Annotated in this window: 29 protein-coding genes; 14 read left to right on the forward strand and 15 right to left on the reverse strand. The window is 58.7% G+C overall.

Annotated elements, in window-relative coordinates:
• The first annotated feature begins 333 nt into the window (after positions 1 to 333).
• The 3 genes from JFT87_RS12180 to JFT87_RS12190 all read left to right on the forward strand — a co-directional run bounded on the left by JFT87_RS12180 (position 334) and on the right by JFT87_RS12190 (position 2,445).
• On the forward strand, positions 334 to 1,455 hold the full coding sequence (locus tag JFT87_RS12180; RefSeq protein WP_201201572.1) for a beta-ketoacyl-ACP synthase III: 1,122 nt from the start codon (positions 334 to 336) through the stop codon (positions 1,453 to 1,455).
• A gap of 145 nt (positions 1,456 to 1,600) precedes the next feature.
• Entirely contained in the window at positions 1,601 to 2,212 is a 612-nt protein-coding gene (locus JFT87_RS12185) for an RNA polymerase sigma factor (RefSeq protein ID WP_201201573.1), read from the forward strand.
• Complete coding sequence (locus tag JFT87_RS12190) at positions 2,206 to 2,445, forward strand: anti-sigma factor family protein (protein WP_201201574.1); 240 nt, start codon at positions 2,206 to 2,208, stop codon at positions 2,443 to 2,445. Before JFT87_RS12185 ends, JFT87_RS12190 begins: the two co-directional genes overlap by 7 nt.
• Before the next feature lie 174 nt (positions 2,446 to 2,619).
• On the opposite strand, the gene JFT87_RS12195 is transcribed toward JFT87_RS12190, so the two are convergent.
• The gene (locus tag JFT87_RS12195) at positions 2,620 to 3,942 is read right to left on the reverse strand and encodes a putative porin (protein ID WP_201201576.1); all 1,323 of its coding nucleotides are present in this window, start codon (positions 3,940 to 3,942) and stop codon (positions 2,620 to 2,622) included.
• Between the two features lie 283 nt (positions 3,943 to 4,225).
• Between JFT87_RS12195 and JFT87_RS12200 the strand changes: the two genes are divergently transcribed.
• Positions 4,226 to 5,350, forward strand: a complete 1,125-nt coding sequence (locus JFT87_RS12200; RefSeq protein ID WP_201201578.1) for a GNAT family N-acetyltransferase — start codon at positions 4,226 to 4,228, stop codon at positions 5,348 to 5,350.
• 117 nt (positions 5,351 to 5,467) lie between these two features.
• Here the strand turns inward: JFT87_RS12200 and aqpZ are convergent, their stop codons facing one another.
• From aqpZ to JFT87_RS12225, 5 genes are all read right to left on the reverse strand, one after another.
• Positions 5,468 to 6,160, reverse strand: coding sequence for an aquaporin Z (gene aqpZ, locus JFT87_RS12205; protein WP_201201580.1), 693 nt, complete (start codon positions 6,158 to 6,160; stop codon positions 5,468 to 5,470).
• A 231-nt stretch (positions 6,161 to 6,391) separates the two neighbouring features.
• Complete coding sequence (locus JFT87_RS12210) at positions 6,392 to 8,224, reverse strand: ABC transporter ATP-binding protein (protein WP_201201581.1); 1,833 nt, start codon at positions 8,222 to 8,224, stop codon at positions 6,392 to 6,394.
• Between the two features lie 85 nt (positions 8,225 to 8,309).
• Positions 8,310 to 8,867 (reverse strand): peptidylprolyl isomerase, encoded by a 558-nt coding sequence (locus JFT87_RS12215; protein WP_201201583.1) that lies wholly within the window; start codon positions 8,865 to 8,867, stop codon positions 8,310 to 8,312.
• Between the two features lie 3 nt (positions 8,868 to 8,870).
• On the reverse strand, positions 8,871 to 9,674 hold the full coding sequence (locus tag JFT87_RS12220) for an alpha/beta fold hydrolase (protein WP_201201584.1): 804 nt from the start codon (positions 9,672 to 9,674) through the stop codon (positions 8,871 to 8,873).
• A gap of 14 nt (positions 9,675 to 9,688) precedes the next feature.
• A complete protein-coding gene (locus JFT87_RS12225) occupies positions 9,689 to 10,612 on the reverse strand; it encodes a LysR family transcriptional regulator (protein ID WP_201195155.1) in 924 nt (307 codons plus the stop codon).
• A gap of 49 nt (positions 10,613 to 10,661) precedes the next feature.
• Here JFT87_RS12225 and JFT87_RS12230 point away from each other — a divergent pair, with 49 nt between their 5' ends.
• From JFT87_RS12230 to JFT87_RS12240, 3 genes are all read left to right on the forward strand, one after another.
• The gene (locus tag JFT87_RS12230; RefSeq protein ID WP_201201586.1) at positions 10,662 to 10,991 is read left to right on the forward strand and encodes a 3-phosphoglycerate kinase; all 330 of its coding nucleotides are present in this window, start codon (positions 10,662 to 10,664) and stop codon (positions 10,989 to 10,991) included.
• Positions 10,992 to 11,141: 150 nt separating this feature from the next.
• Complete coding sequence (locus JFT87_RS12235; protein ID WP_201201588.1) at positions 11,142 to 11,741, forward strand: FMN-dependent NADH-azoreductase; 600 nt, start codon at positions 11,142 to 11,144, stop codon at positions 11,739 to 11,741.
• A 345-nt stretch (positions 11,742 to 12,086) separates the two neighbouring features.
• Positions 12,087 to 12,953: a carboxylate/amino acid/amine transporter gene (locus tag JFT87_RS12240; RefSeq protein WP_201201590.1), complete on the forward strand. Its 867-nt coding sequence runs from the start codon at positions 12,087 to 12,089 to the stop codon at positions 12,951 to 12,953.
• A gap of 123 nt (positions 12,954 to 13,076) precedes the next feature.
• Here the strand turns inward: JFT87_RS12240 and JFT87_RS12245 are convergent, their stop codons facing one another.
• Complete coding sequence (locus JFT87_RS12245; RefSeq protein WP_201201592.1) at positions 13,077 to 14,375, reverse strand: mechanosensitive ion channel family protein; 1,299 nt, start codon at positions 14,373 to 14,375, stop codon at positions 13,077 to 13,079.
• Positions 14,376 to 14,568: 193 nt separating this feature from the next.
• Here JFT87_RS12245 and JFT87_RS12250 point away from each other — a divergent pair, with 193 nt between their 5' ends.
• Entirely contained in the window at positions 14,569 to 15,915 is a 1,347-nt protein-coding gene (locus JFT87_RS12250; protein ID WP_201201594.1) for a DEAD/DEAH box helicase, read from the forward strand.
• 62 nt (positions 15,916 to 15,977) lie between these two features.
• Here the strand turns inward: JFT87_RS12250 and JFT87_RS12255 are convergent, their stop codons facing one another.
• The 4 genes from JFT87_RS12255 to JFT87_RS12270 all read right to left on the reverse strand — a co-directional run bounded on the left by JFT87_RS12255 (position 15,978) and on the right by JFT87_RS12270 (position 18,474).
• On the reverse strand, positions 15,978 to 16,577 hold the full coding sequence (locus tag JFT87_RS12255; protein WP_201201596.1) for a hypothetical protein: 600 nt from the start codon (positions 16,575 to 16,577) through the stop codon (positions 15,978 to 15,980).
• An 11-nt stretch (positions 16,578 to 16,588) separates the two neighbouring features.
• On the reverse strand, positions 16,589 to 17,173 hold the full coding sequence (locus JFT87_RS12260) for a papain-like cysteine protease family protein (protein ID WP_201201598.1): 585 nt from the start codon (positions 17,171 to 17,173) through the stop codon (positions 16,589 to 16,591).
• 210 nt (positions 17,174 to 17,383) lie between these two features.
• A complete protein-coding gene (locus JFT87_RS12265; RefSeq protein WP_201201600.1) occupies positions 17,384 to 17,659 on the reverse strand; it encodes a hypothetical protein in 276 nt (91 codons plus the stop codon).
• 80 nt (positions 17,660 to 17,739) lie between these two features.
• Positions 17,740 to 18,474 carry a DUF899 domain-containing protein gene (locus JFT87_RS12270; RefSeq protein WP_201201602.1) on the reverse strand — a complete coding sequence of 245 codons (735 nt, stop codon included), beginning with the start codon at positions 18,472 to 18,474 and terminating at the stop codon, positions 17,740 to 17,742.
• A 178-nt stretch (positions 18,475 to 18,652) separates the two neighbouring features.
• Between JFT87_RS12270 and JFT87_RS12275 the strand changes: the two genes are divergently transcribed.
• Positions 18,653 to 19,045: a transcriptional regulator gene (locus JFT87_RS12275; protein WP_201201604.1), complete on the forward strand. Its 393-nt coding sequence runs from the start codon at positions 18,653 to 18,655 to the stop codon at positions 19,043 to 19,045.
• 98 nt (positions 19,046 to 19,143) lie between these two features.
• Here JFT87_RS12275 and JFT87_RS12280 read toward each other — a convergent pair whose 3' ends face one another.
• The 3 genes from JFT87_RS12280 to JFT87_RS12290 all read right to left on the reverse strand — a co-directional run bounded on the left by JFT87_RS12280 (position 19,144) and on the right by JFT87_RS12290 (position 21,210).
• On the reverse strand, positions 19,144 to 20,013 hold the full coding sequence (locus JFT87_RS12280) for a DUF6279 family lipoprotein (RefSeq protein ID WP_201201606.1): 870 nt from the start codon (positions 20,011 to 20,013) through the stop codon (positions 19,144 to 19,146).
• An 80-nt stretch (positions 20,014 to 20,093) separates the two neighbouring features.
• Positions 20,094 to 20,813: a TorF family putative porin gene (locus JFT87_RS12285; RefSeq protein WP_201201607.1), complete on the reverse strand. Its 720-nt coding sequence runs from the start codon at positions 20,811 to 20,813 to the stop codon at positions 20,094 to 20,096.
• 208 nt (positions 20,814 to 21,021) lie between these two features.
• Positions 21,022 to 21,210 (reverse strand): hypothetical protein, encoded by a 189-nt coding sequence (locus JFT87_RS12290; RefSeq protein WP_017337097.1) that lies wholly within the window; start codon positions 21,208 to 21,210, stop codon positions 21,022 to 21,024.
• 352 nt (positions 21,211 to 21,562) lie between these two features.
• Between JFT87_RS12290 and JFT87_RS12295 the strand changes: the two genes are divergently transcribed.
• From JFT87_RS12295 to JFT87_RS12305, 3 genes are all read left to right on the forward strand, one after another.
• Complete coding sequence (locus tag JFT87_RS12295) at positions 21,563 to 22,399, forward strand: CvfB family protein (RefSeq protein WP_201201609.1); 837 nt, start codon at positions 21,563 to 21,565, stop codon at positions 22,397 to 22,399.
• A gap of 120 nt (positions 22,400 to 22,519) precedes the next feature.
• Complete coding sequence (locus tag JFT87_RS12300; RefSeq protein WP_201201611.1) at positions 22,520 to 22,924, forward strand: DUF2177 family protein; 405 nt, start codon at positions 22,520 to 22,522, stop codon at positions 22,922 to 22,924.
• Positions 22,925 to 23,192: 268 nt separating this feature from the next.
• Positions 23,193 to 24,125: a DMT family transporter gene (locus JFT87_RS12305; RefSeq protein WP_201201612.1), complete on the forward strand. Its 933-nt coding sequence runs from the start codon at positions 23,193 to 23,195 to the stop codon at positions 24,123 to 24,125.
• On the opposite strand, the gene JFT87_RS12310 is transcribed toward JFT87_RS12305, so the two are convergent.
• A complete protein-coding gene (locus JFT87_RS12310; RefSeq protein ID WP_201201614.1) occupies positions 24,070 to 25,248 on the reverse strand; it encodes an MFS transporter in 1,179 nt (392 codons plus the stop codon). The genes JFT87_RS12305 and JFT87_RS12310 overlap by 56 nt on opposite strands.
• A gap of 103 nt (positions 25,249 to 25,351) precedes the next feature.
• Here JFT87_RS12310 and ptrR point away from each other — a divergent pair, with 103 nt between their 5' ends.
• A complete protein-coding gene (gene ptrR / locus JFT87_RS12315) occupies positions 25,352 to 26,245 on the forward strand; it encodes a putrescine utilization regulator PtrR (RefSeq protein ID WP_201201616.1) in 894 nt (297 codons plus the stop codon).
• Positions 26,246 to 26,384: 139 nt separating this feature from the next.
• Positions 26,385 to 26,513, forward strand: a complete 129-nt coding sequence (locus JFT87_RS28675; protein WP_003184145.1) for a PA1414 family protein — start codon at positions 26,385 to 26,387, stop codon at positions 26,511 to 26,513.
• The last annotated feature ends 159 nt before the right edge of the window (positions 26,514 to 26,672 follow it).

The raw sequence follows: 26,672 nt of genomic DNA on the forward strand, positions 1-26,672 counted from the left end.
GGTGGCGAAGCCGCCCCAAAACCTGCAACCGCGGTGCATCAGTTGCACCGAGTGCGCCGGTTTTACGACTGCTTCGCAGCCGGACGGGGGTAAACCCCCTCGCCACATAAGCCCTGACAGCTATGCCGTTGCGCTTGCAAAAGGGGCTAAACCCCAGCGTTTATGGCAAACTTCGCGCCTATAAACGCCGGCCCCGCAGTTTTGAGCCTTCACAGGCACACGCGGATCGGAATAAAGCGTTGCCAGGTTTGCTTCCCTGGACGGGAAAAGACCCTTTGTGTGTTGGTACGTCGGTGCCAACGCTTTCTGCCTGAACAGATTAGAGAAACGACCATGCATAATGTCGTCATCAGCGGCACCGGCCTGTACACCCCGGCCAACAGCATCTCCAACGAAGAGCTGGTGCAGTCTTTCAACGCTTACGTCGCGCAATTCAACGCCGACAACGCCGATGCCATCGCGCGCGGCGAGATCGAAGCGTTGACCGAGTCCAGTGCAGCGTTTATCGAAAAAGCGTCCGGCATCAAAAGCCGCTTTGTCATGGACAAGGACGGCATCCTGGACCCGCAACGCATGGCACCACGCCTGCCCGAGCGTTCCAACGACGAATGGTCGGTGCTCTGCCAGATGGCCATCGGCGCTGCCGAGCAAGCCTTGCAACGCGCCGGCAAGACCGCCGCGGACATCGACGGCGTGATCGTCGCCTGTTCCAACCTGCAACGCGCCTACCCGGCCATCGCCATCGAAGTCCAGGAAGCCCTGGGCATTCAAGGTTTCGGTTTCGACATGAACGTCGCGTGCTCCTCGGCGACCTTCGGCATCCAGGCCGCTACCAACAGCGTGCAACTGGGCCAGGCCCGGGCGATTCTGATGGTCAACCCGGAAGTCTGCACCGGCCACCTGAACTTCCGCGACCGTGACAGCCACTTCATCTTCGGCGACGCCGCCACCGCGGTGATCATCGAACGTGCCGACCTGGCGACCTCCCCGTACCAGTTCGACATTGTCAGCACCAAACTGCTGACCAAGTTCTCCAACAACATCCGCAACAACTTTGGCTTCCTCAACCGCGCGGCGGAAGAGGGCGTTGGCGCCCGGGACAAACTGTTCGTGCAGGAAGGCCGCAAGGTATTCCGCGATGTGTGCCCGATGGTTGCCGAGCTGATCGCCACGCACCTGGACGAGAACAAGCTGAATGTCGGTGACGTGAAGCGCTTCTGGCTGCACCAGGCCAACCTCAGCATGAACCACTTGATCGTCAAGAAACTGCTGGGCCGCGAAGCCAGCGAAGAAGAAGCACCGGTGATCCTCGACACCTACGCCAACACCAGCTCCGCCGGTTCCGTGATTGCGTTTCACAAGAACCAGGATGATCTGGCCAGCGGTTCACTGGCGGTGCTTAGCTCGTTTGGTGCCGGGTATTCGATTGGTAGTGTGATTCTGCGCAAGCGCTGAAAAGCGGTTTAATTTCCTCTATCGCGCTGATTTTTCCTACATCCGAAACCGTCGGAACGCTGTAGCTTTCGGAAATTGCGGCAGGAGACGCTTTTAGCGAGTCCTGCCGTTATCATTTTCGACGTCGCAACAAGGAGATTGATCGATGGCGGCTGACGACACCCAACTGCTCGTGCGTTTGCTGGCAGGCGAGCAGCAGGCTTTCAAGGAACTGGTCACGACCTATCAAAGCGCGATGCGCGCCGTCGCGTATGCGATCGTCGGCCAGCGTCATGTCGAGGAAGTGGTGCAAGACGCCTGGCTGTCGGTGGTACGCCATATTGGCAGCTTCGAGGGCCGTTCCAGTCTCAAGACCTGGTTACTGACCATCACCGCCAACTCGGCCAAGAGTCGTTACAAGCTCAATCGCCGCGAAGTGCTGATGGATGACCTGCCGTCGCCTCACGGCACTATTGATGATGACCGTTTTTCTCCTGGTGATGGCCATTGGCTGGTGGCGCCTTTCGCCTGGCATCAGGACACCCCGGAAGCGCTGTTGACCGAAAGCGAGTTGCGCGAGTGCCTGGAGCGCACGCTGCTGAGCCTGTCGGAACTGCAAAGCAGTGTTTTGTTGCTGCGCGAACGTCAGGGCCTTGAACTGGAAGAGATCTGTAATCTTCTGGAGATCTCGCTCTCCAATGTCCGAGTGCTGCTGCATCGTGCGCGGCTGAAAGTCTTCGCGACCGTGGAGCATTTTGAGGAGACCGGGGAATGTTGACCTGTAAGGAACAAGTAGCGCGCTCCAGCGATTATCTCGATGGCCAGTTGAACTTCCGCGAGAAGCTGATGGTGCGTCATCACCTGATGTTTTGCCCCAACTGCAGGCGCTTCATTCGTCAGATGCGCTTGATGCAAGCCACCTTGAAGGCCATGCCGCAAGAGCCTGTAGAAGATGTCGATGCGCTGGCAGAACGACTGGCCGAACAGCGCCGTAAAGACAAGCCCCTGTAGGAACTGCGAAGGCTGCGATCTTTTGATCTTGTTTGTTCAGATCAAAAGATCGCAGCCTTCGGCAGCTCTTACAGGGGTTTTTTGCATCCTGCAAAAATAGCCCGGCGCGGGTGAAACGAACGGATGATGGGGATCGTCCCGCCCGAACCAGACTAAAGAAGAGCAACTGCTTTTTTAGAACTTGGCTTCCGCGTCCAGCTGCAGGGTGTTGGTGTCTGCGTCACGCTGGGTTCGGCTGGCGAAGTCGGCCTTGGTCAGGAAGTACGTGGCGCCGAGGGCGAAGTTCTTGTCGATGTCGTAACCGACCTTGAACTTGTGACCACGCGAACCGGTGGTGCCGTTGGCGAAGTCGGAGTCGGTGAAGGCGCCGACCACAGCGTTGCGCTGCACGTCACGATAGTTGTAATCGAGGTTGAAGCCGAAAACTTTCGACTTGGCACCGAGCAACCACGCCGTGTCCTGATCGGTGACGGCATCGTTGTTCTTCACGTACTGCCCGTAGAACGACAGTGGCATTGGCAGGCCGCCGATGTCGATCTGGCTGAAACCCTCATACAGACGGAATTGGTTGTTGGCGGAGTTGCCGTTGACTGCCAGCGCGCACGGGGTGGAAGTGCCGGTGCAGCGGCTGTCTTCGTCGTTCTGGTAGGCGTAGACGCTGCCGCCGAGGGTCAGTTTCAGGTTGTCGGTGAGCGCCAGGCGGCTACCCAACTGGCCAGCGGTCAGACGCAAGTCGTGACGGAATTGCACGCCTTCGCCGTCGACGTTGTCCTTGAGGGTGTAGTTGCCCAGGCTGCCGAACAGTTCGGCGCTGCTGCCCAATGGGTATTTGTAGGTGACGGCCAGACCTTCCGGGTTGATGTCGCTATCCCAGATCACGTCGCCCATGCTCACCCACGGTTGCATCATCTTGCCGCCGATCACGTGCAGGTTCTTGATCGCGTCCGGGTGGTAGTCGATGTAACCGAGGTCGAGCCAGATCTGCTTCTTGTCGAAGTAGTTGTCCATGTCCTGGTTGGTCGAGCGAGCGTCATCGCCGCCGCCGGTGGCGATACGGATGCCGGTGTCGACTTGCGGGTTGATCTCGCTGTAGGCACCCAGACGGGCACGGATGCGTTGGCGATCCTTGTCGCGGCCGCCATTGTTGGACTCGCCGTCGATCTTGACGGTCTCCTGACGAATACGCACATCGCCCTTGAACTGAGTCTTGGCGGCCCACGCCAGTTTCTGGTCGAAAGCGCTTTGTTCGTTGGTCTTCTTCGCGACAGCCGCGACTTGTTCATTGGTCTCTTGCTGCGCCTGCTGCGCGATTTGCTGAGCCTTCTGATCCTTGGCCAGTTCAGTTTGCAGTTCTACGTACTGCGCTTGGGAAATCGAACCGTTGGCCTTGAGCATGTCGAGCAGTTTGGCGTCGACTGCGGCACTGGCCGGAACACTCATGGCCAGCAACAGGCCACCGCACAGGGCCGCCGCAGTTTTCGTGGAAGCAAGACGCATAGCAATCTCCGAAGATGAGAGAGGATGGCTGAACCATCCTGGGCACAACCGACGATTTGGACGTCGGAAAACAGTGTCCGGGTAGAACCCGGCGCTCTAAAAACAGGCGCCAGTATCGCGATGGTTTATGACAGAGCAGTGGCACAGTGATGGCAGGTTGATGACGTTGCGATCTGGCCTTGAACGATTGATCTAGAGCGCTGTCGGCCGATTGCGGGTGTGCGAAGCAGCGCAATCGGCGATACTCGCCGGGCGCCGAAACCCAGATGTGGAGAGCCAGTTGATGCCGCTGCAACGTCTGGAAAGTCTGTCCGAAATCGCGCCGCAAACGTGGGACGCGCTGGTACCTGAAAATCAGCCGTTTCTGCGTCACGCTTTCCTCTGCGCCCTGGAAGACAGTGGCAGCGTCGGCCCGCATTCAGGCTGGCAGCCTGAGCATTTACTGCACATCGAAGGCGACCGCCTGATCGCTGCATTGCCCAGTTATCGCAAATGGCATTCCTATGGCGAGTACGTGTTCGACCACGCCTGGGCCGATGCCTGTGCGCGTGCCGGTATCGAGTATTACCCCAAGCTGTTGACCGCCGTGCCGTTCAGCCCGGTCAGCGGGCCGCGTTTGCTGGCGGCCAATGTCGAGGATGGCTTTGAGTTGCTGAAAAGCCTGCCGGGGTATCTGGAAATCGAAGAACTCTCCAGCGCGCACATCAACTTCACCGATCCATTTACTGACGCAGCATTGGCCGAACAACCCGGCTGGTTGCAGCGCATCGGCTGTCAGTATCACTGGCAGAACCGCGGTTATCGGGACTTCCAGGATTTTCTCGACGCGCTCAGTTCGCGCAAGCGCAAACAGATGCGCAAGGAACGCGAGCAAGTGGCCGGGCAGGGCATTGAGTTCGAATGGCTTGAGGGTGCGCAACTGACCCAGGCGCAGTGGGATTTCGTCTACGCCTGCTATGCCAATACCTACGCGGTGCGTCGACAAACGCCGTACCTGACGCGGGAGTTCTTCAGCCTGTTGGCCGAGCGCATGCCGGAGTCGATTCGCGTGGTGCTGGCCAAACAAGGCTCACGGCCGGTGGCCATGGCGTTCAGCCTGGTGGGTGGCGACAGTTTCTACGGCCGTTACTGGGGTTGCCTGGCGGAGTACGACCGTTTGCATTTCGAAACCTGTTTCTATCAGGGCATGGATTACGCCATTGCCAATGGTTTCCAGCGTTTTGACGCCGGGGCGCAGGGTGAGCACAAGTTGATTCGTGGGTTCGAACCGGTGATCACCCATTCCTGGCATTACCTGCGTCATCCCGGTTTGAAAGCAGCCGTCAAAGACTTTTTGCAGCAAGAACGTGTCGGGGTCCTGGCGTATGCCGAGGAAGCGAGGACCGCCTTGCCTTATCGGCAAGCCTAGATTCCTTGCAGGAGCCGAGCTTGCTCGCGAAAGCGGTGGGTCAGTCGCGCAAGTATCGACTGACGCGACGCTTTCGCGAGCAAGCTCGACTCCTACAGGGTTAAGTGTTTGCCTTGGTTACTCTTCTTTGCCCAACCAGCGGTAGATCCCGCCGCCCACCACCGCGCCCAGCAGCGGCGCGACCCAGAACATCCACAACTGCGCGATCGCCCAGCCGCCGACCATCAGCGCCGGCCCGGTGCTGCGCGCCGGGTTGACCGAGGTGTTGGTGACGGGAATGGAGATCAGGTGGATCAGGGTCAGGCCCAGGCCGATGGCAATCGGTGCCAGCCCCGCAGGCGCTCGTTTGTCGGTGGCGCCAAGGATGATGATCACGAACATCCCGGTCATCACCAGTTCCGTGACAAACCCGGCCGCCATCGAATACTTGCCCGGCGAGTGCTCGCCATAACCGTTGGAGGCGAGGCCGGCGGCGATGTCAAAACCCTCCCTGCCGCTAGCGATGTAGTAAAGCAGCGCTGCGGCCAGAATCGCGCCCAGCACTTGGGCGATGATGTAGGCGGGCAGTTCTCTGGCCGGAAACCGACCTCCGACAAACAGACCGACCGACACGGCCGGGTTGAGATGACATCCGCTGATGTGACCAATGGCGAACGCCATGGTCAACACCGTCAAACCAAAGGCCAGGGCCACCCCCAGCACGCCGATTCCCAGTGGCGACGACGCGGCGATCACCGCACTGCCACACCCACCCAATACCAACCAGAACGTACCCAGCAACTCCGTGACTGAACGTTTGAACAGAGACATGAGAAGAGTCCTTGATAGCGCTGCTATCGAGACTGCATCGGGTTGTGCGTCCTTGCAGACTTACGACAGGCTCCGTTCCGAAGCCTTGGCTGAGTACAGCAGGGTTTTAACGGATTTCCAGCGGCTACAAAAGCAAAGATCGCAGCCTTCGGCAGCTACAGGAGAACGCATTCCAATGTAGGAGCTGCCGCGTGAAACGAGGCTGCGATCTTTTGATCTTCTGGTTTTGGATCAGTCGATCCCGACAAACCCTCCGGTCTGGTGCGCCCACAAACGCGCATACAACCCGCGATGCGCCAGCAGTTCGGCGTGGGTGCCGCTCTCGGCAATCTTGCCGTTCTCCAGCACCACCAGCCGATCCATGCGGGCGATGGTCGAGAGCCGGTGCGCAATCGCGATCACGGTTTTGCCCTGCATCAGGGTTTCCAGGCTTTCCTGGATCGCTGCTTCGACTTCCGAGTCCAGCGCCGAGGTGGCCTCGTCCATGATCAGGATCGGCGCGTCCTTGAGCAACACCCGGGCGATAGCGATCCGCTGACGCTGGCCGCCGGAAAGTTTCACCCCACGCTCACCGACATGCGCATCGAAGCCGGTGCGGCCTTCGGCGTCCGAGAGCAACGGGATGAACTCGTCAGCCCGGGCCTTGTGCGCCGCTTCCCAGAGTTCGGCGTCGGTGGCGTCGGGCCTGCCGTAAAGCAGGTTGTCGCGAATCGAGCGGTGCAGCAGCGAGGTGTCCTGGGTGATCATGCCGATGCGTTCGCGCAGGCTTTCCTGGCCGACCTCGGCGATGTTCTGGCCATCGATGAGGATTCGCCCGCCCTGGACGTCATAGAGGCGTAGCAACAGGTTCACCAGGGTCGATTTACCGGCACCGGACGGCCCGATCAAGCCGATTTTCTCACCGGGTTTGATCGTCAGGTTAAGGCCGCCGATGATCCCGCTCTTCTTGCCGTAGTGGAAATCCACCTGCTCGAAACGCACTTCGCCACTCGCCACGGCCAGCGGTTTGGCCTGCTCGCGGTCGGTGACGCTGACCGGTTGGGCGATGGTCCGCAAACCGTCCTGGACCATGCCGATGTTTTCGAAGATGCCGGTGACTACCCACATGATCCAGCCGGACATGTTGACGATGCGGATCACCAGGCCTGTGGCCAGGGCAATCGCGCCGACCGAGATCAGTGACTGAGACCACAACCACAGGGCCAGGCCGGTGGTGGCGACGATCAGCAGGCCGTTCATGCTGGTGATGGCCACGTCCATGCTGGTGACCACACGGCCGGCCAACTGGGCTTTTTCGGTTTGCTCCTTGATGGCCTCCTTGGCGTACTGCTGTTCAAAATTGGTGTGGGCGAACAGCTTCAGGGTGGTGATGTTGGTGTAGCCGTCGACGATCCGCCCCATGAGTTTTGAGCGCGCATCGGAAGACTGCACCGAGCGATCCTTGACCCGTGGCACGAAGTAATAAAGTGCACCAATGAAGCCTGCGATCCAAGTGATCAGCGGGATCATCAGGCGCCAGTCGGCTTCGGCAAACAGCACCAGCGCGCTGATGGCGTAGATCAGCACATGCCACAAGGCGTCCACGGCTTGCACGGCGGAGTCGCGCAGGGCGTTGCCGGTTTGCATGATGCGCTGGGCGATGCGCCCGGCGAAGTCGTTCTGGAAGAAATTCAGGCTCTGTTTGAGCACGTAGCGGTGGTTCTGCCAGAGAATCAGGCTGGTCATGCCCGGCGTCAGGGTTTGATGCACCAGCAGGTCGTGCAGGCCGAAGAAAATCGGGCGCAGGATCAGGGTGACCACCACCATCCAGGTCAGTTCGAGCGCGTGGTCCTGGAAGAAGTTGGGGTTCGGCGTGCCTTGGGCCAGGTCGATGATGCGGCTCAGGTAGTTGAACAGCGCCACTTCGATCAACGAGGCGAACAGGCCGACGACCAGCAGGGCGGCGAAACTCGGCCAGACCTGCTTCAAGTAATAGGTGTAGAAGGGGAGAACCCGATCCGGCGGAGCCGCCGTCGGTGCATCGCGGAAGATGTCGATCAGTCTTTCAAAACGGCGATAAAGCATTGGTTCTCCGCCCGCGCTGGGGCTCTCCTTTGAACAGTGTGAGCGGTGCCGCAAAGCGACAGCCGCTCAAAACATCCAATGAAGCTTAGTTGATGACTTTGGCCGACTTGATGAACACTGGATCGGCCGGCACATCTTTCATGCCGCTTTTGGTGGTGGTTGGCGAGTTGACGATGACGTCCACCACATCCATGCCTTTGACCACTTTGCCGAATACGGCATAGCCGTCGCCGCTGTCGAGGAAGTCGTTGTCTTTGACGTTGACGAAGAATTGGCTGGTGGCCGAATCCGGATCGGAAGTGCGGGCCATGGACAGCGTGCCACGGACGTTATGCAAACCGTTCTTGGACTCGTTCTTGATCGGCGCCTTGGTGTCTTTTTGCGTCATCTGTTGAGTAAAACCGCCGCCCTGAACCATGAAGCCCGGGATCACGCGGTGGAAAATCGTGTTGTTGTAGAAGCCGCTGTTGACGTAATCCAGAAAGTTCTTGGTACTGATCGGCGCCTTGACCGGGTCCAGTTCGATTTCGATGGTGCCGTTGGTGGTGACCAACTCAACGTGTGGCGCCTTGGCAGGCGTTGCAGCCATCAGGTTGGCGGCAAACAGTACGGAGCCGGCGACGAGGGCGATTTTTTTCAACATGGGTCAGTGATCCTGAGTAGTGGTGTCGACTGCGGTGAGAAACTCGAGCAGGGTTTGGTTAAAACGTTCGGGTTGATCCAGCGGGGTGGCGTGGCGCGAATCGGCGATCACCACCAGCCGCGCATCGGGCAGCAGTTTTACATAGGTTTCTTTCAGCGCTGCCGGCGTGTAGTCACGGTCGGCGCTGACGATCAGGGTTGGACAGGTCACATTGGAAAGTCGTTCCTGAACCCCCCAGCCAACGATGGCATCGAAGCTGGCGAGATAAGCATGTTTGTCGTTTTTTGCCCAGCGCTCGGCCATTTTTTGTCGCAAATCGGCCTGTTCCGGTTTGGGGAACAGCTTGCCACCCAAGGCCTTGCCGATGGTGCCGAGGCTAAGCGCGCGCATCAGGCTCCAGCGTTTGAACCACTGCCAGTAATCGTCGCGGCTGCGCAGTTTGACTTCGGGTGCGCTGTTGACGATGCACAGGCTCTTGAGCAGTTGCGGCTGATCCGTGGCCAGTTGAAAACCGATCATGCCGCCCATGGACAGGCCCACGTAATGGGTCGGCCCGAGGTTCAGGTGTTGCATCAGTGCGATCAGGTCGGCGCTGAAGCCGGCGATGCTATAGCGCTCGCGAGGTTTGTCCGAGCGACCGTGGCCGCGCACATCCGGGACGATCACCCGGTAGTGGGCGGATAACGCCGGGATCTGCATTTCCCAGTCCAGAGTGCTGGAACCCAGCCCGTGGACCAACAGCAGCGGAGTGCCATGGCCATATTCCTCATAGTGCAGGTTACAACCTTCATGTTCGAAATAGGCCATGCAAAAACTCCGTGTCAGGCTTGTTCAGGGGCGGCGAAGGGCGCATCCAGCGGCGCGGTATCGAAGGTGCGCAGCAGTTCGATGAGGATCTGCGTCGCCGGGCCCAAGGGTTTGTCCTTGTTCGAGTACAGATAAAAGCTCGGGTTGCGGCTGCCGCCCTGGTCCAACGGTAGCAGCTTGAGCGTACCTTCCTTCAATTCCCGTTCGATCATGTGCCGGGGCAACCAGGCAAAACCCAACCCGCTGCCCACAAACGTGGCGGCCGTGGCCAGGCTGCCGACGGTCCAGCGCTGTTCGGCACCGAGCCAGCCAACGTCCCGTGGCTGCTGGCGGCCGGAGTCGCGGATGACCACTTGCATCTGGGTTTCCAGGTCCTGGAAGTTGATTTCGCGGTTTAGGCGATGCAGCGGGTGTTCGGGGTGAGCGACGGCGACAAATTCCACGTCACTCAATTCGGCGCCCAGGTAACCGGGAATGCTGAGACCGGTGATGGCCAGGTCGGCCACGCCTTCGAGCAGGACTTCTTCCACACCCGACAATACTTCTTCACGCAAGCGCACCCGGCAGCCACGGCTTTGCGGCATGAACGCGGTCAAGGCGCGGACGAGGCGGGCGCTCGGGTAAGCGGCATCGACCACCAGCCGCACTTCCGCTTCCCAGCCTTGCTCCATGTGGTGGGCCAGGTCTTCCAGTTGGCTGGCCTGTTTCACCAATTGCCGCGAACGGCGCAGCAACACGCCGCCGGCTTCGGTGAGCACTGCTTTACGGCCGTCGATACGCAACAGCGGCACACCGAGCTGGTCCTGCATGCGTGCCACGGTGTAGCTCACCGAGGATTGCGAGCGGTGCAGCGCTTCGGCGGCCTGGGCGAAACCACCGTGGTCGACCACGGCCTGCAACGTTCGCCATTGATCAAGGGTCACGCGGGGCGCTTTCATGATGAGCTCCTCTTGTCCTAAGCTGGCAGTCCTTATTGGAGACTGCCGAATGAAAAAATTCTGTTGTGTGGTATCGGGTTGTGCGCTGCTGGTGATGCTGCCGCTGACTGCGTTTGCCTATCCGATCGATGTTCAGAAAACGCTCAATGGCTTGAGCATCGACTACAACTCCTATGACACGGATAGCGACATGGCCTCCATTCAGGTGAACAACTTCGGCACCACCGACGCAATCTGTAAGGTGGTTTTCAACAATGGCCCGGAAGCGCCGCGAACTCGCAATATCGATGTGCCTGCCGGCAAGCACACCAACGCTACCGCCAAGTTCACCCGGACCATTATCAAGATGCGAATCGATCTGACCTGCACCCCAAAATGACGTCCTGCGGAGCAGGCCCACTGGGCATGCTCCGCTTATAAACGAATTTATCGATGCTTTATAGCAGTTATTTGCGCTTTTTCATCGATATGACTCTGTTTAATCTCCACTCCATCGACTTACAGCATTCTCAGATGGAGGCTACATCCCATGTCCCGCGTTCTGATCATCGAAAGCAGCGCCCGTCAGCAAGACTCGGTTTCCCGTCAGTTGACCCAGACCTTCATCAGCCAATGGAAAGCTACACACCCGGCCGATCAGATCACCGTTCGTGACCTGGCCGTTAATCCAGTGCCGCATCTGGACATCAACTTGCTGGGCGGCTGGATGAAACCTGCCGAACAACGCAACGACATCGAACAGGCGTCCCTGGATCGCTCCAACCAGTTGACCGACGAATTGCTGGCCGCCGACGTGCTGGTCATGGCTGCGCCGATGTACAACTTTGCGATCCCGAGCACCCTTAAAGCCTGGCTCGACCACGTGCTGCGTGCCGGCGTGACCTTCAAGTACACCGACACCGGCCCGCAAGGTCTGCTCACCGGCAAACGTGCCTACGTGCTGACTGCTCGCGGCGGGATCTACGCTGGCGGCCCGGCGGATCACCAGGAACCGTACCTGCGTCAGGTCATGGGCTTCATCGGTATCCACGACGTGACCTTCATTCACGCCGAAGGCATGAACCTGGGCGGCGACTTCCAGGAGAAGGGCCTGAACCAGGCCAACGCCAAGCTTTCCCAGGTCGCCTGATCCGTTAATCGCCAGATAATCGCTGGATGGTCTAGTGACCTGGCGCAACCCTTCAAGCCTGTACGCGCATCGACCTCCCTTTGCACTTGTTGCTCCTGAGTGTGTAGCCCGATTGAACGCTTTAGCGAGATCGGGCTTTTTTTTGTCTGGGATTTGATGAGTTGGCACACGACCCCTGTGGGAGCGGGCTTGCTCGCGAAAACGGTGTGTCATTCACCATTGATGTTGACTGACACGGCCCCTTCGCGAGCAAGCCCGCTCCCACAGTGGATTTGTGTGTGGTCTGACGATTCGCGGTGAAGAGTAAAACCCGCTATCGTCGCCGCCATTCAAAACGAGGCGAGCATGGGCTATCTACTTTTTGTCACGCTGATCCAGGCGTTTTCCTTCAGCTTGATCGGCGAATACCTTGCCGGTCATGTCGACAGCTACTTTGCGGTGCTGGTGCGCGTGTTGCTGGCCGGGCTGGTGTTTATTCCGCTGACGCGCTGGCGTTCGGTCGAGCCTGCCTTCATGCGCGGCATGTTGCTGATCGGCGCGTTGCAGTTCGGCGTGACCTACGTCTGCCTGTACCTGAGCTTTCGGGTGCTGACGGTGCCGGAAGTGCTGCTGTTCACCATCCTCACGCCGCTGCACGTGACGTTGATCGAGGATGCGTTGAACCGGCGCTTCAATCCGTGGGCATTGGTCGCGGCATTGGTGGCGGTGCTGGGCGCGGCGGTGATTCGCTACGACCGGATCAACCCGGACTTCTTCATGGGTTTCCTGCTGCTGCAACTGGCCAACTTCACCTACGCCGCCGGGCAGGTGCTTTATAAGCATCTGGTGGCGCGTCACCCGAGTGATCTGCCGCATTACCGGCGCTTTGGTTACTTCTATCTCGGTGCATTGGCGGTGGCGTTGCCGGCGTTCCTGCTGTTCGGCAAACAGAACTTCCTGCCTGAAGCGCTGCTGCAATGGGGCGTGCTGGTGTTCCTCGGGCTGGTGTCGACGGCGCTGGGTTTGTACTGGTGGAACAAAGGTGCGTGCCTGGTCAATGGCGGGACGCTGGCGGTGATGAACAACCTGCATGTGCCAGTGGGGTTGCTGATCAATTTGTTGATCTGGAATCAACATGAAGAGTTGGGGCGGTTGTTCCTTGGCGGTAGCGTCATCCTCGCCGCCGTATGGATCAGCCGATTGGGCATCCGCAAATCACCAGTTACCAGCTGACTTCCGACTGACAAATATCTCTGTGGGAGCGGGCTTGCCCGCGATAGCGGAGTATCAGACGATGAGTTTCTCGCTGACACTCCCTCATCGCGGGCAAGCCCGCTCCCACAGGTTTCAGTGGCGTTACATCAAGTGTTTTTGTGGCTCGGGAATGTGGGCTGAGCCGAGTACGGCCGGCAACAGCCCCGAACGCAAATCCCCGCCACTCGGCTGCTGATACAAACTCAACCCAAACTCCGGCAGCACCGCCAGCAGATAATCGAAGATATCGCCCTGGATCCGCTCGTAATCGGCCCACGCGGTGGTGCGGGTGAAGCAGTAGATTTCCAGCGGGATGCCTTGGGCGGTGGTCTGCATCTGGCGGACCATGCAGGTCATGTTCGGCTGGATTTCCGGGTGGCTTTTCAGATACGCCAATGCATAGGCGCGGAAGGTCCCGATGTTGGTCATGCGCCGGCGGTTGGCTGACATTGCCGCGACGTTGCCCTGGGCTTCGTTCCAGGCCTTGAGTTCTGCCTGTTTGCGGCTGATGTAGTCGGTCAGCAGGTGCACCTGGGCCAGTTTCGCCTCTTCGTCATCGCGCACAAACCGCACGCCGCTGGCGTCGATGAACAGGCTGCGCTTGATCCGTCGTCCACCAGACTGCTGCATGCCGCGCCAGTTTTTGAACGATTCGGACATCAGGCGCCAGGTCGGGATCGACACAATTGTCTTGTCGAAATTCTGCACCTTGACCGTGTGCAGCGTGATATCGACCACATCACCGTCAGCGCCGACTTGCGGCATTTCGATCCAGTCACCGACTCGCAGCATGTCGTTGCTGGTCAGTTGCACGCTGGCGACGAACGACAGCAGGGTGTCCTTGTAGACCAACAGAATCACCGCCGACATCGCACCCAGACCCGAGAGCAGCAACAGCGGCGAGCGGTCGATCAACGTGGCGACGATGATGATCGCGCCCAGCACGTACAAGACCATTTTCGTCAGTTGCACGTAGCCTTTGATTGAGCGGGTGCGGGCGTGTTCGGTGCGGGCGTAGATGTCCAGCAACGCACTGAGAAGGGCACTGGCCGCCAGCAGCAGGAACAGGATGGTGAAGGCGAGGGCGACGTTGCCGAGGAAGATCAGGCTGGTTTTGCTCAGTTCCGGCACCAGGTACAGACCGAACTGGATCACCAGCGACGGCGTCATTTGCGCCAGCCGATGAAAGACCTTGTTGTGTCGTAGGTCGTTGATCCAGTGCAGCGCGGGTTGGCGGCCGAGCATTTTGGTCGCGTGAAGAATGAGGTAGCGCGCCACTCGTCCGAGGACCAATGCCACCACTAAAAGCAGGATCAGCGCCAGGCTGGAATGCAGGAGTGGGTGCTGGTCGAGGGCGCCCCAAAGGTCTTGGGCATTGAGCCAGAGCTGTTTCATATCCATGGGTAAAAACGATTCTTCTGTAGGTTGCGACGGGGCGATTAGAGCATTTAAGACGTTGCCGATGAGGTTTGGAGACAAATCAGGCAACAAAAAAGCCACTGTTTACTGTCGATTGCATAAAGAAACTCGGCCTCGGCGCTCGAAACCGTTACCCTATGCAGCTGTTTTTTTGTATTTCTTCGAGGTAGCACCCGTGTTTTCCCAATTCGCCCTGCACGAACGCCTGCTCAAAGCCGTGGCCGAGCTTAAATTTGTCGAGCCAACGCCAGTGCAAGCAGCGGCTATTCCGCTGGCGCTCCAAGGGCGTGACCTGCGGGTGACAGCGCAAACCGGTAGCGGCAAAACCGCTGCTTTCGTTTTGCCGATCCTCAACCGTCTGATCGGCCCGGCGAAAGTCCGCGTCAGCATCAAGACCCTGATCCTGCTGCCGACCCGTGAGTTGGCCCAGCAGACCATCAAGGAAGTCGAGCGCTTCGCCCAGTACACGTTCATCAAGTCCGGCCTGATCACTGGCGGTGAAGACTTCAAGGTCCAGGCCGCCATGCTGCGCAAGGTGCCGGACATCCTGATCGGTACGCCGGGCCGGATGATCGAGCAACTGAACGCCGGCAACCTCGATTTGAAAGAAGTCGAAGTGCTGGTGCTCGACGAAGCCGACCGCATGCTCGACATGGGTTTTGCCGAAGACGTGCAACGTCTGGTGGAAGAGTGCACCAACCGTCAGCAGACTATGCTGTTCTCCGCCACCACCGGTGGTTCAGGCCTGCGCGACATGGTCGCCAAGGTCCTGAACAACCCTGAGCACTTGCAGCTCAACAACGTCAGCGACCTGAACGCGACCACGCGTCAGCAGATCATCACCGCTGACCACAACCAGCACAAAGAACAGATCGTGAACTGGCTGTTGGCCAACGAGACCTATCAGAAGGCCATCGTGTTCACCAACACCCGGGCCATGGCCGACCGTATCTACGGCCGGCTGGTGGCGCAGGAATACAAAGCGTTCGTGCTGCACGGTGAGAAGGACCAGAAGGATCGCAAACTGGCGATCGACCGCCTGAAGCAGGGCGGCGTGAAGATCCTGGTTGCCACCGACGTCGCCGCTCGCGGCCTCGACGTGGAAGGCCTGGACCTGGTGATCAACTTCGACATGCCGCGCAGCGGCGACGAATACGTTCACCGCATCGGTCGTACCGGGCGTGCCGGCAACGATGGCCTGGCCATCTCGCTGATCTGCCACGGCGACTGGAACCTGATGTCGAGCGTCGAGCGCTACCTCAAGCAGAGCTTCGAGCGCCGCACCATCAAGGAAGTCAAAGGCACCTACGGCGGACCGAAAAAGGTCAAGGCTTCGGGCAAAGCCGTTGGCGTGAAGAAGAAAAAAGTCGACGCCAAAGGCGACAAGAAGAAAACCGGCGCCAAGGCACCGACCAAGCGCAAGATCGCTAACCGTCCGAAGACCGACGCTCTGTCGCTGGTCAGCAAGGACGGCATGGCGCCGCTCAAGCGCCGCAAGCCGGAAGCGCCTACTGCTGAATAAGTCGTTTCAGGCACACAGAAAAAACCCGGACAGTGTCCGGTTTTTTTTATGGCTAGCGTTTGTCAGCTCCCCAACAGCCCACTGGTGTCTGCATCAAAGCGTTGCTTGGCTTGATCAGCCGCTGGCTTGAGCCGGGCGAGCAGCTTGGCTTCGCTGTACAACTGAGTGACCGCCAGCTCCTTGGGCGTCGGCTCAATCGGGATCAGCACGTCTTCACTGTCGGCATGCAGCCAGATCGCGACCAGGTGAACTGCCGAAACAAACAGCACCCGCAGTTCAACGGTTTTACCCTGCAGTTGCGGCGATTGCTCTGCCAGTTTTAACGCAGCGACCGTGGCGGCCGCCATGGCCCCGTGGTTCAGCGAGGAGAACTCGACATGGCCGCGGACTTCCGCCAGTTGTGCATCGGCAATGGTCACGCCACCGGAAAACACCAGGTAATGCCAATCGCCAACCTTGGCGTCTTTCAGGCCTTTGCCTTGGGTCAGGTCCTCCAGGCTGAGCGAGTAGCCGCGGTAGGCTTCGCTGAGGCTAATCTTGCTGGCCGTCGCGCTGGCGAACTGGCGATTAACGCCGAAGCCTTGGGATTGCAGGGCGGCTTGAAGCGCCGGACGCAGTGTCTGCACGCCGTTGGAAGGCGCCTTTGGATAAGTCAGTTGCATGATGTGCCCTCCTAGTTTTTACGGGTGAAGTAAGTGTTGGTCCAGTTGCCGCCACCGTTGTACGAACCGGGGAATGCATTCAGCGCTCGGGTCGAGTAACCGTAGATGGAATCCGCGATCAGCAGGTAGTTGCCATTGGTGCCATAGATCGCCAGAAAGTGCGCACCGCCGCCGTACCAGGCACAACGCAAGCCGATCGGTCGGCCCATGTTGATCTGGTTTTCGATAGCCGACAGCTGCAGCGAACCTTGATTCATGCCGTTGAAACTGCGCGTGATCGTCAGCGCTGAATCCAGATAGCCGTAAACGTTGCACGGCCCCGGTTGATTGCAGCAGTTGCGGTCCAGCGCAGCGGTGGCAACGCCGCATTGGGTCCAGGACCCGGTGCCGTAATAGTTGCCGACCGAGGCGGAAACGGCCGCCCAGCACCAGTTGGTCTGGGTTTGCTTCTGCATCGTGAAGTTGAGGCTGGCAGCGGCCGACGCCTTGAGCGGTGCAGCCGATTCGACGTCGGACAATTGCGGGTTAAGCAGATGACCGGTCAGGCACCTTGGCAGTGTCTCGCCGGTGAATTGCGTTGCTTCAGTGGTTAACATTTTTTCAATCCTCCATGAGTGAAAACAAGCGTCCAGCTTGTGGGTGTGTAGCGGTGTTGCTGAGCGATCGGCGTGTGCGGTTTGCCCTGTTTGATGGCGGCTCCGATCTCGGGCTCGAGGTGACCTTAGGTCTGAATATGCGTTTGTGCAAATAATTAAATGCACTAATGCAAATTCCAGTTCGAAAGATCGTGATCTTGATCTTGCCTGTTAACCCTCAGCCTTTTTGCCCGCCGCATCCAGTTCCTTCAAACGCTGATCGATCAACTGGCACTTGTCCGGCAGATCCGCGCTGGCCGTGCCCAAGTCCATCTTCTGCAACTCATCGTTGATCTCCTTGGCCTTCTTCGGATTCTGTTGCGTGAGCTTGGCCACTTCCTGGGCCAGTTGTTCGCGCTTGGCGGTGGCTTCCTCTGGCGTGCAAGCCCAAACGGGGAGGGCGCAGGCAAGGGTCGCGGCGAGGGTGAGTTTCAGCAGGGCTTTCATAGACTAGGCCTCAGTTCCGGTTAAGGCGGGTTATCCGGTTGAGGCCTTTAAGCGGGCAAAAGTTCAGTAATGTCGGGGCATCAACGACCCTGGCAACAATTGGATTTTGTCTCTCCCTCATAGCGGTCATGGTGCCGAACCCACTCCATGATTTCCTCTTCATTGCGGCCCTTGGGCGTGAGGTCCAGGTAGTTGTAGGCGCCCACCAACATGTCCAGGCCCCGGGCGTAGGTGGAATAGGTGTGGAAGATGTCGCCGGCGTCGTTGCGATAAAACACGCTGAGGCCGGGGAGTTCTTCTTCGGCACCGTCGGATTTTTCGTAGTTGTAGGTAGCCGTGCCTGCGGCGACCTCTTCGGCTCGGGCCGACACGCCAAAGTCGTAGTTGAAGTCGCTGTTTTCGGACGATACCCAGTCGAACTTCCAGCCCATGCGTTGCTTGAAGGCCTGGAATTCGGCGAGCGGTGCGTGGGAAACCGCCACTACTGCCACGTCATGATGGGCCAGGTGCTGGTTGGCACCGTCGATGTGGTCGGACAAAAACGAGCAACCGGGGCAGCCTTCATCCCAGCCTGGGGCGAACATGAAGTGGTAGATGACCAACTGGTTGCGACCGCCGAACAGGTCGGCCAGTTTCTGTTCGCCATGGGTGCTTTGAAAGCGGTAGTCCTTGTCGATTTTCACCCAGGGCAGGGCGCGACGCTCAGCGCTGAGTTTGTCGCGTTCCTTGGTGAAGGCTTTTTCGTTGGCCAGGTGTTGTTTGCGGGCGGCGAGCCATTCTTCTCGCGATACGACCGGATGATTCTGAATGTTCATGGGGGTTTCTCCTGCGCGGTGCTGGGAGGCGACGTACACAGCCTAGTCGTTTGACCTATGCAAAATTCGACATACCGCCGATCGGTGCCGTTCAAAACCTCGGCTGAACGGCTTCCCGCCGTGTCGGTCACAACCTATGAAGGCCATCACACTCACTGGCTTTGGAGGTTGAATCAGGATGACGACTTATAACTGGGATTTGATTGAACGCTTGCTGCACGAAGTGCAGAACAGTGCCGGCCATAGCTTTACTCCAAGGCCCTACGCTGAACAGCTTTCGGCGGAAAAGGCGGAAGAGGGCGAGCTAATTGGCAACCTCGACCACCTGAAAGTGATCGCCACCGAGTACGAAAAGTTGCTGCTGGATCGTGGCTTTATCGCATCGCGACCTGAGGACGAGGGGGGAAATGGCGAGAACTTCGTTTTGACGCCTCGTGGCTCGAGTTTGTTGAGCCTGATCGACAGCAGCATTCCGGGCAATGACCATCCGCGCCAGGTGCTGGATGAACAGGCGGATGCGCTGGATGAAGTGACGTTTGATGAGGTGGCGTCGAAGGCACAGATTGCCTGACTTCCTGCAAACAGCAAAAGATCGCAGCCTTCGGCAGCTCCTACAGGTGTACACAAAACACTGGAGCTGCCGAAGGCTGCGATCTTTTGATCTTGTTTTTACCCCTGCTGCACCGCCTTCAAACATTTCAAATCAGTGAAGTCCTTCCTTACCCCATCAATCTTCTTCAACAACCGCTGACGCTGAGCCGGTGTGCTCTCGGCCATCAAATCCACCAGCAACCCCCGCGCTTGAGCCTCGGTGTTGGCGTAGGCCAAGCGGTAATCCGCTGTCCACAAACTCTCGCGATTGACCAGAAGTGTCTCGATTCGCTGTGGGAATTCTGGACTATGGCGCTGCGCGACTGCCGCACTGAACTGTTTTTGCCAATGGACACGGTTGGCGATCCATTGCTGATTCTGGTCACCCAAGGCGTTCGACCAGGCCACAACCCGTTGTTGCTGACTGGGGTTGAGCGGGCCGAGCCAGTCGTTCAGACGTTTGTCCATGCGCACGCCACGCTCCTTGATTTGCTGATCAAGGGACGGCTTGAGGTATTCCTCCTGACGTTTGCGCTGGTCCTTGGCGAAGGCATCGTTCATCTCCGCCACCTGCTGGTCATCCAGCCCCTGCAACAACTCGATGGCGGATGGGGTTATTTCCCGAGCGGTCTGGGCGATGGCTTTTTTGGCTTCCTGGGTGCGGGCCTGCAGCGCTTCGTCAGTGACTTGATTGGTCTCGACCATGGCCTGCAAACGGTCCAGCCAATCCAGGTAGCCCGGCAGTTGGGTCGTGCAGTGCCAGCTCAGATGCTCCTTGAGGCGCTCGTTGAACCAGCCTTTTTGCTCGCCGTTCATGTCCAGATAGTCGCTGAGCGTCCACGGAATGATCACGTCGAGATTGCGGTACGCCAGCCCCACGCGGCTACATGCGCCGAGGGCGAGGGAGAGGGTAATCAGGACGGCAATGTGTTTAAACCAGCGCGACATGGGCGAGTCCTTGCGAAGGCCTGGCTTCTTTGATGAGGGTCTTTATGTGAACGCAAGATAAGCCCGGCAGTTCAAGCCGATCAATAAAAGCTGCGTTCAGCCTTGAGGGTCACTAGCCCATCGCACTGGCTGTTGTGCCCTGAGTAGGCGGAGCATTCACTGCCGCTGAGGTTGGAATCGCTGTAGATCAGGTTCAGGTCGACCCCCATGAACGCACGGGACAGTTGCAACGACCAATCGTTGAAACTGCTGACCGAGCCTCCGTCGACGGAGACCGGTGAATTGAGCTGGTGGGTGGTGTATTTCAGGCTGATCCCGATTCCGAACGGCTGATTGCCACCCAGATCGGCAAACACGGTGCTGTTCTGTTTGTCCGGGTCGTCGCTGAAGGCTGCGCCGAAACGGCTGCCCAGGAAGGTCAAGCCACCGAACAGCTCCTGGCTGTCGAGCGTGTCCAGTTTTGGATAGCTGTAATGGATCATGCCGACTTCGTAGCCGAGGGTGTGATCGAACGGCTGTTTAAAGCTCATGTAGGAATCGACTTCGAGGTTACTGCCCGGGGTCAACCCTGCGCTTGGTGACCATTGGCCGACGTAGAATCCGCTGTCATGGCTCAAGTCGAGGCCGCCATGGAATGAGCCGGTACTGGCGGGCTTGACCAACCCCTGAGCCATGCTGCGGCTGGGAGTGGTGCCGAGTTTGAGGTTGAAGTCGCCCAGTTCGCGCTGGAAGATTTGCGCATTGGCAAGCGGGCACGACAGCAGAAGGCTGCAGAGCAATAAACAGGAGGGTTTGAACATGCGTCACTCCATGATCAGCGAGGGAGCAGTCATCAAAGTCTGCTGAAACGCTTAATCTAGACGTGTGCAAGCATACCGGCGAATGCTCGGCATCGAGGGCCGTTCGTCGATTTTTGGAATATTGATGGGTTTTTCGGGGTGTTGCGGGAGGGTTCCAGTCCAAGCGCTTCGAAGCTCAAAGCGCTTATGGACCAGTTAAAGCACCGTGTTACTTTTTGCCGAGCGTGATTTGCTTGGACGGGCCGAATGTCTGGCCGCTGACGCCTTTGGCAATTTGCTGGATTTCACCGCCGGACTTGAGGAACGCAGCAATCTGGTTGTTGATCGATTCGCTGGTTTCAACGGCTGGAGCTGGCTTTGCTTTGCTGTTGGATGCTTTTACACGCATGGCGGCCATTAACCTGTAGAAAATTAACTTGGCCAGGCATCGTACAGGAAATACTTGACAATTGCTTGGTAAATATCCCCCTGAAATAACCTGGGCCATCACTCGATTATTCACAAGTTATTGTTCGAAATACCCGGCTAAGCTGCTGTTTTAAATAAGAAGACAGCTGGGAAAATAGCGCCTTCGGCTCGACGGATGATGGCCATTGGCGCCAGGTCAGTCTGACGAGCGGCCGCGAGCCTGGCGCCAAAACCCAGGAAAATTAAGGCCTTCGGAGGATTTTCTCGCGCCACCGGGCTGGCCGGCGAGCGCAGCCCGTAAAACCGGGTAGAATGCCGCCCACGCAATGAGGGTATTGGAAATGGCTTTAGTCGGGCGCTACAACAGTTTGCAAGTGGTTAAACACACTAACTTCGGTTTATATCTGGACGGTGGCGCGGATGGTGAAATCCTTCTGCCTAATCGTTATATCCCCAAAGATATTCCCAGCGAAGATGAAGACTGGCTCAACGTTTTTGTTTATCTGGACAGCGATGACAAACTCATCGCAACTACCGAAACGCCGAAAGTTCAGGTCGGTGAATTCGCCAGTTTGAAAGTCGTTGAAGTCAACAGCATCGGCGTGTTCCTGGATTGGGGTCTGCCGAAGGACCTGTTGCTGCCGTACTCCGAAGAAAAACGCCAGATGACCGCCGGCGAATATGTGGTGGTGCACGTCTACCTCGACAAGCACACCCGCCGCATCACTGCGACCGCGCGTCTGGACCGTTACCTGGACAAGACCCCGGCCAGCTACACCCCGGGCCAGGAAGTTGATTTGCTGGTTGCCGAAGCCACGGACATGGGCTTCAAGGCAATTATCAACAACAAGCACTGGGGCCTGATTCACAAGAATGAAATCTTCAAGTTCATGCGCGCCGGTAAAGAAGAGAAGGGCTTTATCAAAGAAGTCCGTACCGACGGCAAGATCAGCCTGAGCCTGCAACCGGTCGGCGAAGAAGCCGCCACCAGCCTGAACTCGAAGATCCTCGCCAAGCTGCGCGACAACAACGGCACGTTGCCGATCAGCGACAAGAGCGATCCGACCCTGATCAGCAGTATGTTCGGCGTCAGCAAAGGCAACTTCAAGAAGGCTATCGGCGCGTTGTACAAGAACGGCCAGATCGTCATTCATGCGGATCGCATTGAACTAAGCTGACCTCGCATCGGCCCCTGTAGGAGCTGCCGAAGGCTGCGATCTTTTGATCTTGATCTTATAAAGTCAAAAGATCGCAGCCTGCGGCAGCTCCTACACGGAGTTCACATGAGGTCGGGTGCTATGAAAAAAGCCTTGTTCGCCTACGCTGGCACCTTGCTGGCGTTTCTCCTGCTCGATGGCCTCTGGCTCGGCGTGTTGATGGCCCCGACTTACCGGGCGCTGCTCGGACCCCTGATGCTCGATCAACCGCTGCTGGTTCCGGCAGCGGTGTTCTATCTCCTTTATGTAATCGGTTGTGTGGTGTTCGTGGTATTGCCCGCGAGTACCTGGCAGCGAGCTGCGCGGATGGGCGCGTTATTGGGGTTGGTGGCTTACGGCACTTATGACTTGAGTAACTGGGCGACGCTGAACGGCTGGTCGGCGCAGTTGGCGGTGATGGATATGGCGTGGGGCACCTTGGCCACGGCGGTGGCGTGTACCGTCGGGTTTTTGCTAGCTAAACGACTTCTGAATTCAAATCCTTGAGCAGGGTTGATTGAACTGACGCCATCGCTGGCAAGCCAGACTCCCACAGGGTTTGGTGTTGAATAAACCATCAGTGAGCAACCCGGTCACTGTGGGAGCTGGCTTGCCAGCGATTGGCGGCGCAGCCGACAGCCATTCACCGCTGACGCAACGGAAGAACTAAATGTCTTTTCCAGACGGCTTTTTCCGCCCGAGTCATTGATAATCCTCGACACTGATTTCTGACCATTGGATGGCCTGCCATGGATTGTGTTGTCGAGGTGTTCCGGTGAGCGCCACCCGGCGTAGCGCCGATAAATTTGCCCTGCAAGTGATGATCGGGCTGTGCCTGATCTGGGGCGTGCAACAAGTGATGATCAAGTGGGCAGCGCCCGACATCGCGCCGGTCATGCAGGCTGCCGGGCGCTCGGGTATTTCTGCGTTGCTTGTAGGACTTCTCATCTGCTGGAAGGGCGGTTGGGATCAGGTCAGCACAACCTGGCGCGGTGGACTACTGGCCGGTGCGCTGTTTGGCCTGGAGTTCTTCTTCATTTCCGAAGGCCTGCAACTGACCACCGCTGCGCACATGTCGGTGTTTCTCTACACCGCACCGATCTTCACCGCGTTGGGCGTTCACTGGCTGTTGCCGAGTGAGCGTTTAAGGCCGGTGCAATGGTTGGGGATTTTTCTCGCATTCGTCGGGATCGCCATCGCGTTTGCCGGCGGTGTGTCCTGGGACAACCTCGACCACCGCATGTTGATGGGCGATGCCTTGGGCGTGTTGGCCGGTGCCAGTTGGGGTGCGACCACCGTGGTGGTGCGTGCTTCGCGCCTGTCGGAAGCGCCGGTGACCCTGACCCTGTTCTATCAACTGATCGTCGGTTTTGTCGGCCTGTTGCTGATCGCCATCCTTAGCGGCCAGGTGACCCACGTCAGCCTGACCACCGTGGCGGTGGCCAGTGTGCTGTTCCAGGGCCTGGTGGTGTCGTTCTTCAGTTACCTGACCTGGTTCTGGCTGTTGCGCCGTTATCTGGCGGCCAACCTTGCGGTGTTCTCGTTTATGACGCCGCTGTTCGGCGTCACGTTCGGCGTGGTGTTGCTGGGTGAAGACCTGAGCCTCAACTTTGTGGTCGGCGCGGTGCTGGTGCTGCTCGGCATCACGTTTGTCAGCGCTGAACAGTGGGTGCGCCGTCGTTTGCGCAAAGCCCTCGGCCAGCAGTGAGTGGGCCCAGCAGCAAACCGCCTGCGATCAGCAAACCGCTTCCGGCGATCACCAGCGCGGGTTGCAAACCGCCACTGAAATGGCTGCTCAATGCGGCCAGCAACGGCCCGCTGAGCTGACCCACGGCAAAGCACGCGGTCAGCAGCCCGGCGTTGCGCTGGGTGGCGTGGGGTGCCAGTTCCCGGGAGCGTTGCATCACCAATTGCATGCAGGCCAGGAACGGCGTGCCGCAGAGGATCACGCCCAACGCCAGGCCCGGGCCGCTGCCCAGCAAGCAGGCGAACACCCCAGCGGCTTGCAGCCACAACGTCGCCATCAACCAGTGCCGCGTGGCGTTCGGGTTGTGCCGGCGCAAACTCACCAGCAACACCCCGGCCGCCGCCGCGAGACCGAAGCACGGCCAGAACAGATCGGCCATCCACTGACCGTGGAACTGCGCGTTGGCCATTTGCGAGAGAAACGTGGCCGGGATGATGTAGCCCAAACCGTACAAGGCGTAGATCACCCCTAAACGGCCGATGCCTTGATTGCCTGATGTATTGGCCGTCGGTGTTGGTGCTGCGGCAGTCGATTGTGGCAGGAACGGCAGGATGACCAGCAGCATCACCAGCGCGACAGCGGCATACACCAGCCACAAGGTCGCGGAGGATTGCCCGAGGAGGTTCGAGCCCAAGGCCAGCAACCCCGTCAGAAAAATCCCCAACCCCGGTCCGGCAAACACCAGCGCGCCAAGCCGTGGACGACCGGCCGCGGCTGCCAGTGGCTGGCTCAATGCGGTGATCATCACCAACACCCAGGCGCTGGCGACGCCGGTGCCGAAGCGCAGCAGCAGATGAGACCAGAAACCGTTGGCCCAGAACGACGCCAGGGTCAGCAGCACACAGAGCCATAAGCCACCGAGCAGGCGCCGGCGGACTTGCTCGGGGCGGCGCGAGAACATCGCGTCCACCGCACCGAGGAAGTAGCCGAGGTAGTTGGCCGCAGCAATCAGACCGGCGGCGGTCAGGTCGATCTGCCCTTCGCTGAGCAGGTGCGGAAGTTGCGGCGTCAGGGCGAAACGCCCGATGCCCATGGCCATCATCAGGGCGATGAAGCTGGCGATTAAGCGAATCAGAGGGGACATGGTCTGAATTCCATTCGAGGATCAATGACCGTCAGGCTAGGACTGATTGACTTTCTTTTAAAATGAATAATAGTGAGTGACTTGTTCTGTATTGGAGAATGGTGTGGAATTCAGCCAATTGCGGATTTTCCAGGCTGTGGCGCAAGAGGGCTCGATCACTCGCGCTGCCGAACGCTTGCACCGGGTGCCGTCGAATCTGTCGACTCGGCTCAAACAACTGGAAGAGCAACTCGGTGTCGAACTTTTCCTTCGCGAGCGTCAGCGTTTGCAGTTGTCGCCTGCGGGAAAAGTCCTGCTGGATTACACCGCCAAGCTGTTTGCCCTGCACGACGAAGCCAGCGCGGCGGTGCAGGGCGGGCAACCGGCCGGTGACTTCGTGCTTGGCACCATGTACAGCACGGCGGCTATCCACCTTCCGGGGCTGTTGGCGCGCTATCACCGCACGTACCCGGCGGTGAACCTGCAAGTGCAGTCCGGTCCCAGCGGCGAATTGCTCGAAGGTTTGCTCACCGGGCGTCTCGATGCGGCACTGGTGGACGGTCCGCTGGAACTCGCGGGCCTCGACGGCGTGCCGTTTTGCGACGAACGGCTGGTGTTGATCAGCGAGGCCGATCACCCGCCGATCCACAGTGCGCTGGATGTGGAAGGGCGTTCAGTGTTCACCTTCCGGCAGGGTTGTTCCTACCGGATGCGCCTGGAGGCCTGGTTCGCCCATTACCACGCGGCCATGGGCCGGGCGATGGAGATCGAGTCTTATCCGGGGATGCTCGCCTGTGTGATCGCTGGCTCCGGCGTGGCGTTGATGTCGGAGTCGATGCTCGCCAGCCTGCCGGGTCGAGAAAGCGTGGCGGTGCACCCGCTGGCCGAGCCATTTGCCAGCGCCACCACGTGGCTGATGTGGCGTAAAGGCATGCTTGGGGCGAACTTGAACGCGTGGCTTGAGCAGCAGCAAGCGGTCTATCCGGCGCTGCCGAGTCAGGCTCGGGCGACGGCTTGAACTAACGGTCAGCTATTTGGATCAATTCAGTAACAGATCATTGCGATCTTGGGCGAGCATTGCGTAGGACTTCGGACTATTATCAGTGCGAAGTGGCTACAGAATTCCGGCCACTCGGCACTACCCTGAAGGGGGCACCATGAAAGAGAAAATCCAAAACTGGCTGCATGACCTGGGTGTCGCACTCGGTTTGATCGAACCGCCTCTGCAACCTGTGCCTATTCGCACTGACGACGAACAGCGTCGACGCCAGCCTCGTCGGCGGTAGGCACACGTAAGCATCAGGTGAATGGGGTTATTTGTGGCGAGGGGATTTATCCCCGTTGGGCTGCGCAGCAGCCCCATTCGCAGCAGCCCCATTCGCAGCAATCACATTCGCAGCAATCACATTCTTACAGGTCGAACCGGGTTTAATAGTTTTGGGGCT

The sequence above is a fragment of the Pseudomonas sp. TH15 genome (genome assembly GCF_016651105.1).
Taxonomy (GTDB): Bacteria; Pseudomonadota; Gammaproteobacteria; order Pseudomonadales; family Pseudomonadaceae; genus Aquipseudomonas.